The organism is Hungatella hathewayi WAL-18680 (assembly GCF_000235505.1).
Classification (GTDB): domain Bacteria; phylum Bacillota; class Clostridia; order Lachnospirales; family Lachnospiraceae; genus Hungatella_A; species Hungatella_A hathewayi_A.
The window spans coordinates 1,803,725-1,817,127 of sequence record NZ_JH379027.1; the positions used below are offsets into that span (position 1 = coordinate 1,803,725).

Genomic DNA, 13,403 nt, shown 5'->3' on the forward strand with positions numbered 1-13,403 from the left:
CAAAATACGAGGAAGAATTCGCAGAATTGTGGTGTAATGGGAAGAAAATCCGGTGATTTGGCTTTTGGGGCTGAAATCGCCTGTTTGTGGTGCCATAAAATCATTTACATCTATGCTATTCGGTTTGATATCCCAATACGAGAAGCGAAAATGCAATAAAAAACCATAGGAAACGGTAATATACTGCTGTCCATTTCAGGAAGTATGGAATATTCCACTTCATAATACTCATTACCGGGTAATTCCGGAAAGGAAGGTGCCAATCCGTGGAAACGGCGGGATACAGGGGAAGGTCCCGCAGGCAGGAGCCGAAGGGGAAGACTAAAAAAGAGAAGAAACTCTCCCATTTTCGAACGGTCCGCTTCGGGGGATTTGATGAGAACCAGATGATTTGTTATCTGTGGGATATTGTGAAATCCGTGGAAACGGTGAGCGGCGGGAAGCAGGGACAGGAACTGGAACGGCTGGTAAGACAGCTGCGCGGCCGGATACGGGTGGAAATCAGACGCTATTTTATAAGACGAAGGCGCAGAAATGTGAAGGCCGTGGCTGCGGTTTTGTCCGTGGTCCTGTGTGCTGCCGTTGTCTTCGGATTTCTGATAGGGGTGGACTGTGTGTCCGGCAATTCCATGTATCCCTATCTGAATCATGGGGATTGGATTGTATACCGGCGGAGCAGTTCGGGTTTAAAGAGGAATGATGTGGTGGTGTTTGAACATGATGGGGAGTATCTGGTGAAAAGAATTGCGGGGCTTCCGGGAGATACGGTGGAAGTCAACGCATCCGGAAACCGTGTTGTCGTCAATGGTGTGCAGGTCCGGGAGGATTATGTGACTCTGCCGGAGGGTGCGGACAGCGATGACAGGGAAATGTCAGAGGAGCGGAGTCTGGTGCCGATGACCGTGATGGACGGGCAGTACATGGTACTTGGGGATAACCGGAGCATTTCCATTGACAGCCGCGACGCGCGGGTGGGGACCGTGCCGCAGGAGGATATTAGGGGAAAGGTGATTCTGGTTATCCGAATCGGTTGAAGAATTGGCTGGCCGATGAAAGCAGGGAACAGGAAAGAAAACCCGTTGAGTGAAATGCGCGGGAAGAGACTGAAGAAACAATCGGAGGAAATAACATGAGCCGTTTTATCTTACATACAAAATCGAGGGAGAGACTTACCTGTCTGGTGATTGGGCTGGCCGGACTGATGGTTGTGGGGATTGCTGGTTTGGCTGTCCACAGCGTTGGCACCGCCCGGGCCAAGAGCCGTGAGGTGGTGGCCATCTATACGGAGGAGGAATTCCAGCATTATCTGCTGGATGAGGAGAGCGAAGAATATAATCTGAGGGGACGGTACCGGCTGGAAGAAAATCTGGATTTGAGCTGGATGGAACAGTCAGTTGGGACGAATGTGGAACCCTTTCAGGGGAGTCTGGATGGTAATGGACATGTGATAAGCGGCCTGGAAAGACCGCTGTTTGGTGTGATGGAGAAGGCGGAGGTTGAAAATCTGTTGTTCCGTGAGGCGGAAATACGGCATCCGTTTACGTATTATGACGGAGAATATTATACCGACGGGTACGGGGCGCTGGCGGCCTATGCCATCGATTCCGTTATCAGGAACTGTGGAGTGAATGGGGAGATTGTTACTTCTTACCCGGTGGAAGCAGAGTACATGATAGCCAAGGCCAGCCCTGGGGATGCCGATGAGATGGTGGGACCGGGGGCGGTGGAGAGTTTTGATGTGCCGGAGACCGGTGGGGAGAGTCTGCCAGATTCCGCCCAGGATGGAGCCGGAGAAAATGTGGACGGAGGAAATGGAGCCGGAGGCGGACCTGGAATCGAATCCGGGGAGACCGGAGACGGGGAATCGGGAGCGGAAAACGGAACCCAGGAGAGTGCGGGACCGGGAGTGGAAAGCAGTATCCAGGAGAGCGCGGAACCGGGAATGGAATCCAGCCTGCAGGAGAGTGGGAAAACGGAAGTGGAAACGGATTTCCATGAGAGTGTGGATTCAGAGATAGAAACTAGCCAGCAGGAGGTTCAGGAGCCGGAGGCAGAGACAAGCCCTCAGGAAAGCGGAGATGGAGAAACAGAAAATAACTCCCAGAGCTCCCAGGAAAATCCGAAACCAGAACAGGGAGACGCAGCAGATGAATCATCGGAAGACTCCTCGAAGCCGGAGACGGACAATTCGACAGGAGCGGGAGCAGAAACCAATGCCCAGGCACCGGAACATAGTGACAGCGTTCCTTCCCATACCACATCTGCAACCCATGTGGACAACGTTCAGGCTGCAGCCGAGACGGTGGGATATCTGCCAATCGACAGACAGCTTTTGATGCTGCGGGTATCGGTGGTGATGGACGCGGATGCGGAATCGGCCGCCATAGCCAGTCCCTCGGATGCAACCCCATCCGACGCGGAGGAAGTTTCTTCCGGGAACACCATTGCTTCGGGGAATGGTTCTGACAGCAATGCTCCGGATCAGGAGGACGAGGGAGACGGATTGAAGTATATCGGCAATCCCAATGGAGATATCTGCATTCTGGTGACGGCGGAGCGGATTGCGGCCGGAGGTCTTTTGGCCCAGACCGCGGGAGAGACGTTGGTATCGGACAGCTTTACCCTGGTTACCATCGGTTCCAGCCTGGGAGGTATGGAGACGAAGACAGGAGGACTGGCTGGCATTCTGGGAGAGAATACCCGGACGGAAAACAGTTATGCGGCCGGTTTGGTTGACAGTGACGATATCACGGGAGGATTCGCCGCCGTTAACGAAGGCATTATCCGGAACTGCTATTCCATCGTGACTGTGGGAGAAGCCGGAACGGTGAGAGGCGCGTTCACCGCGTCAGGAAACGGAATATTATCCGGCTGTGTTTACGACAGACAGATGGCATGTGCGGATGGCGGCGAGGAGGAACTGGAGACAGAAACAGCATCACCTTCCGAGGCGGAGGAGATGACGGAGTTTTCCCTGAAAGGGCTGAACACGATCGAAATGGCGGCCCTGGAATCACAGATTCCGGGAAACTGGTATACGGCAGAGATGGCCTATCCACAACTGTCCTACTTTGCCATGCATGAGGAGGAGGAACTGGTGACAGCGTCAAAGGTATCGGTCATTCCATTGGTGCTGCCCGATGGTTATACTCTTGCGGACGCGGTCAGAGAGGACGAAATGCAGCTCCCAACCCAGATTGACGGGCAGGAAATCTCATGGAAGGCGGAGGAGGGACTGGCGATTCATCCGGGGAACCAGACAGCGGGAGAGTAGAGCGCCTTCAGAAATAAGATTCAACACACAGGGCACAGGAGATAACACATGAATAGAAGATGGTTTATAGAGAGGATTACGGATAGGAGACCTAAGGGAAGAAGAATCAGACATGCCGGTCTCTGCCTCGTCACGGCGCTGATATGCACCGCCTGGACAGGCGCGGCCGGTTCGATATCCGCATTAGCGGAGGAAACACCGGCCGTGGCGGATGTGGCAGAGAGCGAACCGGGGGAAAATGGAGACGGAGGAGCTGAGAATTCCAGTCTGACAGCGGAAATCAACGGTAACACCAAGACCTTCCGGGTGAAAATAGGAGCCAGAGCAGTGGCGGCCAACTGGCATGAAAAAGTGGAATTGGAGGGCTGGACAGAAGAAAAGCTGAGGACAACACCGGTGAAACTGCCGGATGGAACCGACAGCCCGGACCAGATGATGCTGGAAGGTGGAAATGGAAATGACGAGGCAAAACGGTATATTCTCAACAGCGTGGAGGCGCTTGCCTGGTTCGGATATATGGTGAATAACGATAACGACAATTACCGCGCGAAGTACGCGCTGTTAAATACGGATGTTGATTTGTCAGGAGGTGATATTGACAACCCGGTCTTGTGGATTCCGATTAAACCATACTATGGGGTTTTTGATGGAGGGAACAAGAGTATTGCAAATATGTACATAGAAGATTGGAGGCTGGACCCAGATGGAAGTGCATGCAGGGAAGCTATTCAGGGTTTATTTGGAACTGTGTACAAAGAGGTAAGAAATGTAAGAATAGCCAGCGGAGAAATACGTGGTGGAAGACATTCGGGTGGAATAACTGGAGATTTATATGAGGGTGGAATCATAAGAAACTGCTCCAATAATGCCAATATAACAACAGAAGGAACCTATATAGGAGGAATTGCAGGATTTTCAGGTGAGAAGGTAACTTTTATTAATTGTTATAATACTGGGAATATAACTGCAACGGTTAGTGTAGTGGGGGGAATAACGAGTTATTGCGGAAAAAGTAACTGCCGCTATGAAAATTGCTATAATACGGGGAAATTGATTGGAAGTAAAGTGGGGGTACTTTGGGCCGATGGTACAAATGGTCAAGTTGTAAATTGTTTTTATGATAGAGAAACTTCAGGAACCTCAACGGGCAAAGGAGCAAGGTCGATGACCACAGCCCAGATGCAGTCCTGGGCGGCTGCCTACGCCTTAAATGGCCGGAATATGGAAGGTCCATGGCAATACAAGGAAGGCGGATATCCCTCCATAATCGGAAGCGAGCGTCTGGTAAAAGCTCCCGGCTGGAATGCCATCAGCCAGGGGATGCAGGATGGACTGATCAGTTCCACAACCATGGAGAAGGATTCCTCCACCGGTGCCTATCTCATCAAATCCGCGGACCAGTTCTGTCAATTTGCATCTCTGGTCAATAACGGAAATACCGGAATTCAGGGCCAGCTTTCCATTGATATGAACATGGCAGGTGAAAAATATGGAGGAAGCGAGGCGGACCCCCTTCTCTGGGAGCCCATCGGAACCGCCGGAAATATATTCCAGGGAACTTTTGATGGCAAGGGAAAGGTGCTTGGCAGTCTGTCGGTCAACAAAACGGGGTATGCCGGACTGTTTGGCTGTGCCGGGGGCGGCGCGGTTATCCGGAATCTGGGCCTGGATTCCAGCTGCAGGGTGGTTTCGGCAGGTGCGGCAGATGGAGTGGACGGAACCGCCGGTTTTGTGGGGGCGGTATTGAGCGTTCCGGGAAAGACAGACAACATCACAATCGAAAACTGCTATAACCGCGCTTCGGTGAAGGGGACCAGCAGCCAGACAGGGGCATTTGTGGGAGCATACGGGGGTGAGGCCAGTGGAACCCATGTGATTTCCCATTGCTATACGGCAGGAGCTATCACATCATCCTCCGGGACACCGGGAGCAATTGCCGGCAGCTTTGCCGATTATTCCGCATCAACCGGGGGAATCCAGCGGTGCTATTGGGATGGCGGGAGCAATCCGGATACGGCATTAAAGGCAGTCGGCGGAGGCGTGGGAACGGCCACGGACAGTTATTCCGGGGCGAAGACAACCACATACATGAAAAGCGGGAGTGGAAGTGACACATCAAACATTTTGGTGGATTTGAATACCGGCAACACCGATGGTGTGTGGAGCCACACGGCAGGACGAAATAATGACTATCCCATCTTTACTGTCAGACTGGCGGCTATGGACTGGGGAACAGTAGGCGCTTCCGTGTTTGCGCCGCCCTGCCAAAATAACAGTTCCACAGGAACAGCCGGAACTTCTGCCAATCCGTATCAGATATGGACGGCGGAGGACCTGGCCTGGATAGCGGACCAGATTAACAACAAGGGAAGAACAGACATCTGCGCCAAAGTAATGGCGGATATCAATTTATTTGGCGGGCTATATACGGGAACTGCCAATGATTCGTCCGTGACAGCGGCCCAGGCGCTGCCGTGGATTCCCATAGGTTCCGACAGCGGGGGAACCGGATATACGGGAACCTTCGACGGAAACGGATATACCATCACCATGATGTATGCCAGAGGAACGGAAAAGCTGGGACTGTTCGGAACTCTGGGAAGCGGGGCCAATGTGAAATCAGTAGTTTTGGCAGATAACCGGCTGGAAGCCACGGACAACACGGCTGGAGCCCGGTATGCCGGAGGAATTGCCGGGTATGTGAAGGGGGATAATGCTTCCATTACCGGGTGTCGGAATGCGGGACGCCTGGAGCTGCCTGAAGCAGGCTCTTATTTCGGAGGAACAGCCGGTTATATCACCGGTACGGGCAATAAGGTGACATCCTGCGAAAATGCGGGAACCATAACCGGAACCGGAGATTATCTGGGGGGAATCATAGGCGGCATTGAGAGTGGCAGCGGCATTGTCATAGACGGCTGTCATAACAATGAAAGTGGAACCGTCTCCAACGGAGGGAAACGGAATACGGGTGGAATTCTGGGCGGCGCCATTTCGGGAAATACTACCGTCCGGAACAGCTATAACCGGGGAACAGCAGATGGCGGAGCCACAGGAACTAATGCCGGAGGAATCGCCGGAAGTGTGACAGCGGAAACAAGCGTTGCCGGCTGTTATAATGCCGGACCCGTGACGGGAGCCGGTGCAGGAGGAACGGTGAGAAGCATCACCGGCGTCAATCCGGGCAGCGGTAATATCACCTTCTGCTATTATGCAGCCGGCAGTTCTTATCCGGCGGCAAGCTATCCGGCTGACAGGGATGCCACAGGTGTGGAGGGCGCCGCTTTCGGATGCTGGGGAGCCGCCTTTGCCCTGAACGGAGAGAAGCTGGGCCAGACGACCGGCATTTCCTGGACCTATCAGACCGGAGATGATTACCCATCCTACGGGACGCTGAAAAGAGCCGCGAACTGGGAGCAGGTAGGGGAATCAATAGAGTACGGTCTCATAAAAGATAAGGAAAAGCCGCTCGGTGATGGAGATGTAGACCCCTATGAGATAACGACGCCGGAACAGCTGGCCTGGTTTGCCTACCAGGTCAATGAGAAGGCGCAGAACGGTATCTGCGGGATGCTTATGAATGACATTGACATGAAAGCAGCGGAAAGCAGGTACATAGCGGAAGGTGGAGGCCGCCTGAATTGGATTCCCATAGGAAGGATGGACGATAGTTATGAGGGACCTGATTATCAGGGAGTATTCACAAGCAGAAATGAACCGGGCTCAGGTAATCCCCGGAACATCTGCCAAATCAGGAATCTGTATGTGAATAACAAGTTGTTTGGAGGATTGTTTGGAATGCTTCACAATGGGGCTGATATTTCCAGAATCGGGTTATCCAATGCAGAGATTATAGGAGGGGAGGATGGCGCCGGTGGAATCGCCGGTGCCATCCGCACCGACAGTGGCGTGCCAGCCAGCCGTATTACCCAGTGTTACAACCGGAGTGAAAACGAAGGGAAAGGAAGTGTAACGGGGGAAAGCGCCGGGGGAATCCTTGGCAGACTGGGGAATGGTATCATCCAGGACTGTTATAACCTGGAAACGGTAATAGTTGGTGGTAACAGTGGAGGAATCATAGGAACAAGCCTGTATCCGGGAGGGAGAATATGGAATAGTTACAGCGCCTGTGGAGAAAAGGGAAGTATTACGTCCTATACCGGTGAATTTACTGCCGGAGCGGTAGTAGGGGGAAGTAGAATTCCAGCACAACTAGCCCAGTGTTACAGTGATATTACCAAGGATAGTGATGGCGGAGAACTGGTGGATAAGGGCAAAATTCTCCCGCTGTATTCGACAGGGAATGAAAATCTGAAGGCGCAGACAGAGGGGTTGAACACTCTGGCTGGAACTGTCCGTACTCTGGATGACCGGATTTGGTATACCAGCCTTGTGTCAGAGGCCGAAAAAGGATTTCCGACCCTGGTGCCGCCGGTGATGATAAACGCGGGGGAAGCCATCCCGAGGGAGGATGCGGACGGTGGAGAAGGAGTGCCGCTGAATCTGGAAGATGCCCTGGGAGGCACCGTAAGTATTGCCAGTGCCATGTTCCGCTATGCCAGCCAGGAGTCAGCCAGCGACACTCCGGCAGTTCTGGCGGACTGGAAGACAGAATATTATCACAGCTATGGAGAGACAAACGCCAATGGAAAGATAGGTCTGGCCGGAGTGGCGGGAAGCACGGACAAGGCGCTGGACCCGGCGAAGATGTCGTTAGAAAGTCCCAGCCAGGGTCTGGGAACGGTAAGCGGACTGAAGCTGTACACCGGAGCGGCCTACACATATCCGGCGGACAGAGGTATGCTGGTGGAATTGTCATCGGGAACTACCCGGTATGAAATCCGGTTCACCATAAAGGGTGTGGGCAGCAAGAGCCTGGTGGTGGATTTGCCGGTTGACGTGGCAATGGAAAAATTGGTTCCAAACGGAGAGGAGAAAACTGCGTCCAGTGTGGATGTGGCCATGAAAAACAACCATGCTTATCCCATGGAGGGAAAGATACTCACTGTGACGCCCATCAGTGGGACCGACAGAAATAGTTATCGGGAGTTGAAACCAATTGCAAAAAATGATTCCTACGGGGAAGGACAGATTTATGATTCCGGTGTGAAACTGGGAATCACGAATCCAAAGGCGGGAACCGGAGTTATCAGTGGAGAGCTTTACTATAACCCAGAGGCAGCAGGGGATACCAATCCCTGGATGAGATGCCAGCTGAAAGCAGGAGGAACCTTCCAGTACCGCTATTTCCTGAAATACAAGTCGGACCCGTACTATGACAGGGAGCATCCAAATTTTGGATATACAATCAGCTACCAGTTTGGAGTTATGACGGGTGATTACAGTTCGACGGCCGATGCAGTGGCATGGCAGTAGACGGGCGGTGGGAGAGATGAAAAAACGGAAAAGGAATCGGGAAAAACGTCGGGAAAACAGAAAAGAAAACAGGAAAGAAAACAGACCGATAGGCCAGAAAAGCAGAAGGGAGCTCCTTCCAGGCTCGTCTGAAACGAAAACCAGCCATGCCAGGAGCCGACACAGCAAAAACCGGTGGATATCTGTGACAGCAGTGACAGTCATTATGTTGTTTGCTGCAATAGCTGCGGTGTCCTGCTATGAGTTCCCTGCGCCTATCCAGGCACAGCTGGACATCCGGCCGGAAAAGCATGCAAAAAAGGGCACGCTGAGAGCAGGAGAGGAAAGTGAAGTGGCTGCCGGAAGTTTCCGTGTGATGCTGAACCAGCTGCCCACCATAAAGGCGGGAAGCCGTGACTGCAACATTGAATATGAGAACCCGGAGGAGAACCATTACAGTGCCAGAATCAGTCTGTATCTGAAAGAAACCGGCAGACTGATAGGCGGCACCACCCGCGTGGACCCGGGATATTATGTGGAAAATATCCGGCTGAAAGAGAGTCTGCCGGTGGGAGAACACCCTGTCACGGCCAGAATCGAGTTGTTTGAGGAGAAAAGGCCGGCGGGGGAGATGTCGATTGCCATCACCCTGCGGATCATCGAAAATCAGGAAGGAGAGACAGGATGAGTTATAAGAGAACGCATTTAAGCCGCCTCAATCTGCTGGTTGTCGTTCTGTCTGCGGTATTCTGCCTGGTTGTGCTGGGGGCAGCCGGATATATGGTATCCGCCAACAGCCAGCCGGTCCAGGCCGCCGCCGAACCCTTTTCGCTGGTGGCGGAGGGAAATGTGAAGACAGGAACCCTGAATCAGGACCCGGAAGTGCGGCAGAGAGAATTAAACAGCGCGGTGGAGGAAGGCATGCTGGCCTTCTCCATCAATGCCACGCCATTTATGAAAAATGGGAGGGCCACCGCCAATCTGCTGGTGGAGAATCCGCCGGAAAATACTATGCGGTTTACCATTACCATCCGGAGGGACGATTCGGGAGAGATGATTTACCAGTCGGGCTATCTGGACCCGGAGCAGTATATCGACGATGTGCCGCTGGATGTGGAAATGCCCAAAGGAGAGTATCCCTGCACCGCCTATTTTGATGCCTACCGAATCAGTGACAACGCCTATGTAGGAAGAGCTGGGGCGCAGATAACATTGTATGTGCTGGAATAGAGTGGCGCTTCCTATATAGAATACGGAACAAGGAGTGAAGAAAATATGACAAACGGGGAGATGAGGGAGGAAGGGGAGAGACCAGGAAGCAGGGGAGCAGGAGCGCCAGCCCGGAGGGGCGGGAGCCGGCGGATCGGAGGTTTCCTGCTTCTGCTGTTGGCGGTCTGCTGTGCGGCCGGTGCAGCAGGCGGCGTTTACTTAAGCCGGAGAAATGCCCAGGAAGAGCCGCCCCAGGGCCTGGTGTATGAGGCCAACGTGGTATCCGGCGACATTCCCGGCAAATCCAGGGAGGAGCGTCAGAGGGAGATGGACAGCTTGGTGGAGGAAGGGATGCTGGCTATGTCCATGAACATCACTCCATCCGGGAAGGTGTCCGGAGGAGACAGAGGAATCAACTGGCTCATCGAGAACCCATCCAACCAGGGAAAACTAATCCGTGTGGAAATCACACGAGATGATACCGGTGAGAAAATTTATGAGACCGGAGCGATCCGTCCTGGAAACTACGTGGAATCTGCCCCGCTGGATGCAGAACTTCCCGCAGGAGTGTACGAGTGCACGGCCGTGTTCTTTGCATACGGGGAGGAGACGGAAGCGTTCATCGGACAGGCGGCGGTGAAACTGACGTTGACATTACAGGAGTGAAAGGGGGTGAACGACCAGTGAGACCATGGAAAGAAAGTATCCTGCTGACTACCGTTTTGTTGGTCATGCAGCTGACACAGACCATGCCAGTGTACGCAGGACAGATAGATAACCGGAGTCTAAAAAATAAAAACGTAGATACCGAGGAGATAACATTCAAACCGGAGGACTCCGGCGCATCCAGGGACTCTGTCCTCACAGGCAGCATCAAGGTGGAACTGATATCGGTGGAGCTGCCTGCCGGAGGAATTGAGTTTCAGGTGAATACGGATATCCCCTTTCATGCGGACAATCCGGGAGCACAGATACAGGGGCCGGACATTCACGTGGCCAATCATTCCGTGGTGCCGGTTAAACTGGAGATATCACAGGTGGCGGATGTTGGGGAGGGAGACGTGGTATTTTCCCCCCAATTTTCCGAACAGGTGGAGCAGACCTTCCGTCTGGTGGACAAGGTATCCGGAACCGGGCCTCCAGGAAGCGCCATTCTGGTGCTGGGAGTGGCGGGAACCAGATACGGCAGTGAGCAGGAGTTCGAGAAGTACGCCATCGTACCCGGACGGCAGAACATTTTCATCACGGATATTCCGGCCGAGGAGAGCCGGGAATTGAACCTGTACGGAAAAGTGACGCCGGATTTCTATGGAGAGTACCAGTTCACGGTGCGCCCGACCTTAAAAATCAGCGCAGTTCAGGCAGAGCCTGCTGATTAATATAAAGAAGAATTACAACCAAAAAAGGATACAGGAGGAAAGAACATGAGAGCAGGAAAAAAAGCAGTGGCAGTGGCGGCAGCCATGGCAATGGCAGTGACGGGGAGTGTAGCGTCATTCGCGGCGGACGACCCCAAGTATAACAGTGCGGCGTCAGAGGCTTTGTCAGAGAAGGTTGTGGCAGACAATGGTGGAGTGCCATCGGAGTTGACAGGAACTATCAGCATTACGGACATCAAAGTCAAAGTTCCGGTAAAAGCCATCTTTGACATTGACCCCAACAAGACTCTGACAACCGGGACGGCATCCCTGCAGATAACCGGTCAGGCGACAAACTATACTATAACAAACTTGTCCAGTGTGCCGCTAAATATCAGTATCACAAACGTAGCGACAGCCAAAGGAAGCAAAACAGCCGGGGCTGCCCCAGAATTTGTGACCACTTTAAATGATTTGGAATCGAAGGAGCATGGAATCATGTTTTCCATCCGCCCATCGGCCACTGATATCGCATCGGTGCCGGTACTGCCTGCGGATAAGACGACAGCCCTGGCGGACAACTGGCTGAAACCGTCACCGGCAACAGGTGGAACCATTGGAAATACTTATAAATTCCAGAACAGCGGAGACACTTACAAACTGGAGGCCGCCGGCACCGCCGGAGGTAAAGACGCCCTGACGATGACCTTATACGGAGCAACGAAAAAAGGCTGGACATCCGGAGATACCTTCACAGTGACGCCAACCTTCACCGTAAGTCTTGTCAAGGCAGTGACACCATAAAAAATCCGGCTGTGTCATAGACGCGGACAACCGCTAAATTACAAGGAGGAATCACATATGGCAACCAGAATCCCATGCACCCCATTCGGCAAAAAGATGAAAATCGCAATGGTAGAACAGGACATCCCCCAGCAGGAGTTAGCCAAACGCCTAGGCATCGCCAACTCCACCGTCAGCGACATCATCTACGGCCGCAACCAATGCGAGCGCACCAAAAAACGCATCGCCGAGACCCTTGGAATCAAAGGGTGATTAAGATGAATTTATAACTGAAAAAATTTATGTTTGTATCATGGAAAAAATTGCCAGGAAAATATAATTCATTTCCTTGCAATTTTTTCCTATTTGCATTTAAAGTAAGAGGTATCACCAATCTTACGAAGGAGGGATTTTTTTATGATGGAAGAACGTAAAAATGTGAATTTAATAACAGATGAAATGATTTGCCGCTATGGAAATTACTTAAGAGAAGAGGAGAGAAGCCGTGCTACGGTGGAAAAGTATCTTCGTGATGTAAGGAAATTTCAGGAGTATCTGTGTTTGCTGGGAGGAGATGAATCAGGGGGAAAGGAAGCAGGCAAATATGGATTTGATAAAAAGGTAGTTCTGGAATATAAGCAGTATCTCAACGAGCATTACAAGACTACCAGTGTGAATTCTATGCTGGCGGCTGTCAACAGTTTTTTGGAATATTTGGGATGCGGGGAGTATAAGGTGAAGCTGTTTAAAATCCAGCATGTCCAATTCAGCGAACCGGAGAGAGAACTGACGGAGAAGGATTATAGGCGGCTGGTACAGGCGGCGGAGAGAAAGAAGGACGCTCGGATGAGTATGCTGTTTCAAACCATCGGGAGTACGGGAATCCGGATTAGTGAGCTTCGGTTTATCACGGTGGAATCCCTGGGGCATGGCCGGGTGGATATTTATAATAAGGGGAAATCAAGAATCGTACTGCTGCCGGCGGAATTGGTGAGAGTGCTGACAAAGTATTGCCGAAAGATAGGAATTACAGGCGGAAGCATTTTCATCACGAGAAATGGAAAACCGATGGACCGGAGCAATATTAATAAGAAAATGAAGGAGATGAGCCGGGAGGCGGGGGTGGATGAGAGAAAGGTATTTCCCCACAATTTCCGTCACTTGTTTGCAAGGACTTTTTATCGGATAGAAAAGGACGTGGTCCGGCTGATGGATTTGCTGGGGCATTCCAGTATCAACACGACGCGGATTTACACCATGAGCACAGAGGAACAGCCCAGAAGGCAGATGTCGCGGATGCGGCTGGTGCTTGGCTGACAGCGGCTGTCACAGCATAAAAATAAAAATACCCCATAATTGGTATTATGCGGTATCTAAAACATCTAACAGAAGGTATCAACCTTCGTAATATAGTCTATTATACC

General features: G+C 52.2%; 10 protein-coding genes. All 10 read left to right on the plus strand.

From position 1 onward, the window contains the following. The first annotated feature begins 266 nt into the window (after positions 1 to 266). Positions 267 to 1,034 carry a signal peptidase I gene (gene lepB, locus HMPREF9473_RS08090; protein WP_006779592.1) on the plus strand — a complete coding sequence of 256 codons (768 nt, stop codon included), beginning with the start codon at positions 267 to 269 and terminating at the stop codon, positions 1,032 to 1,034. A 95-nt stretch (positions 1,035 to 1,129) separates the two neighbouring features. After that, on the plus strand, positions 1,130 to 3,274 hold the full coding sequence (locus HMPREF9473_RS08095) for a ZmpA/ZmpB/ZmpC family metallo-endopeptidase-related protein (RefSeq protein WP_006779593.1): 2,145 nt from the start codon (positions 1,130 to 1,132) through the stop codon (positions 3,272 to 3,274). A gap of 48 nt (positions 3,275 to 3,322) precedes the next feature. Then, on the plus strand, positions 3,323 to 8,650 hold the full coding sequence (locus HMPREF9473_RS08100; protein ID WP_006779594.1) for a hypothetical protein: 5,328 nt from the start codon (positions 3,323 to 3,325) through the stop codon (positions 8,648 to 8,650). A gap of 16 nt (positions 8,651 to 8,666) precedes the next feature. Continuing rightward, a complete protein-coding gene (locus HMPREF9473_RS08105; protein ID WP_034858125.1) occupies positions 8,667 to 9,317 on the plus strand; it encodes a hypothetical protein in 651 nt (216 codons plus the stop codon). Further along, positions 9,314 to 9,859 carry a hypothetical protein gene (locus HMPREF9473_RS08110; RefSeq protein ID WP_006779596.1) on the plus strand — a complete coding sequence of 182 codons (546 nt, stop codon included), beginning with the start codon at positions 9,314 to 9,316 and terminating at the stop codon, positions 9,857 to 9,859. Before HMPREF9473_RS08105 ends, HMPREF9473_RS08110 begins: the two co-directional genes overlap by 4 nt. Before the next feature lie 45 nt (positions 9,860 to 9,904). Beyond that, positions 9,905 to 10,504, plus strand: a complete 600-nt coding sequence (locus HMPREF9473_RS26090) for a hypothetical protein (RefSeq protein WP_006779597.1) — start codon at positions 9,905 to 9,907, stop codon at positions 10,502 to 10,504. A gap of 17 nt (positions 10,505 to 10,521) precedes the next feature. Further along, a complete protein-coding gene (locus HMPREF9473_RS08120; RefSeq protein ID WP_006779598.1) occupies positions 10,522 to 11,217 on the plus strand; it encodes a hypothetical protein in 696 nt (231 codons plus the stop codon). Positions 11,218 to 11,262: 45 nt separating this feature from the next. Continuing rightward, positions 11,263 to 12,000, plus strand: coding sequence for a hypothetical protein (locus HMPREF9473_RS08125; protein WP_006779599.1), 738 nt, complete (start codon positions 11,263 to 11,265; stop codon positions 11,998 to 12,000). Positions 12,001 to 12,057: 57 nt separating this feature from the next. Further along, complete coding sequence (locus tag HMPREF9473_RS08130; RefSeq protein WP_006779600.1) at positions 12,058 to 12,252, plus strand: helix-turn-helix domain-containing protein; 195 nt, start codon at positions 12,058 to 12,060, stop codon at positions 12,250 to 12,252. A gap of 147 nt (positions 12,253 to 12,399) precedes the next feature. Next, positions 12,400 to 13,296, plus strand: a complete 897-nt coding sequence (locus tag HMPREF9473_RS08135) for a tyrosine-type recombinase/integrase (protein WP_034859000.1) — start codon at positions 12,400 to 12,402, stop codon at positions 13,294 to 13,296. Positions 13,297 to 13,403 lie beyond the last annotated feature (107 nt).

Bases quoted from the DNA above. Each gene is read 5' to 3' on its own strand.
- HMPREF9473_RS08095 (WP_006779593.1), top strand. From the start codon at position 1,130: ATGAGCCGTTTTATCTTACATACAAAATCGAGGGAGAGACTTACCTGT.
- HMPREF9473_RS08100 (WP_006779594.1), top strand. From the start codon at position 3,323: ATGAATAGAAGATGGTTTATAGAGAGGATTACGGATAGGAGACCTAAG.
- HMPREF9473_RS08105 (WP_034858125.1), top strand. From the start codon at position 8,667: ATGAAAAAACGGAAAAGGAATCGGGAAAAACGTCGGGAAAACAGAAAA.
- HMPREF9473_RS08110 (WP_006779596.1), top strand. From the start codon at position 9,314: ATGAGTTATAAGAGAACGCATTTAAGCCGCCTCAATCTGCTGGTTGTC.
- HMPREF9473_RS26090 (WP_006779597.1), top strand. From the start codon at position 9,905: ATGACAAACGGGGAGATGAGGGAGGAAGGGGAGAGACCAGGAAGCAGG.
- HMPREF9473_RS08125 (WP_006779599.1), top strand. From the start codon at position 11,263: ATGAGAGCAGGAAAAAAAGCAGTGGCAGTGGCGGCAGCCATGGCAATG.
- HMPREF9473_RS08130 (WP_006779600.1), top strand. From the start codon at position 12,058: ATGGCAACCAGAATCCCATGCACCCCATTCGGCAAAAAGATGAAAATC.
- HMPREF9473_RS08135 (WP_034859000.1), top strand. From the start codon at position 12,400: ATGGAAGAACGTAAAAATGTGAATTTAATAACAGATGAAATGATTTGC.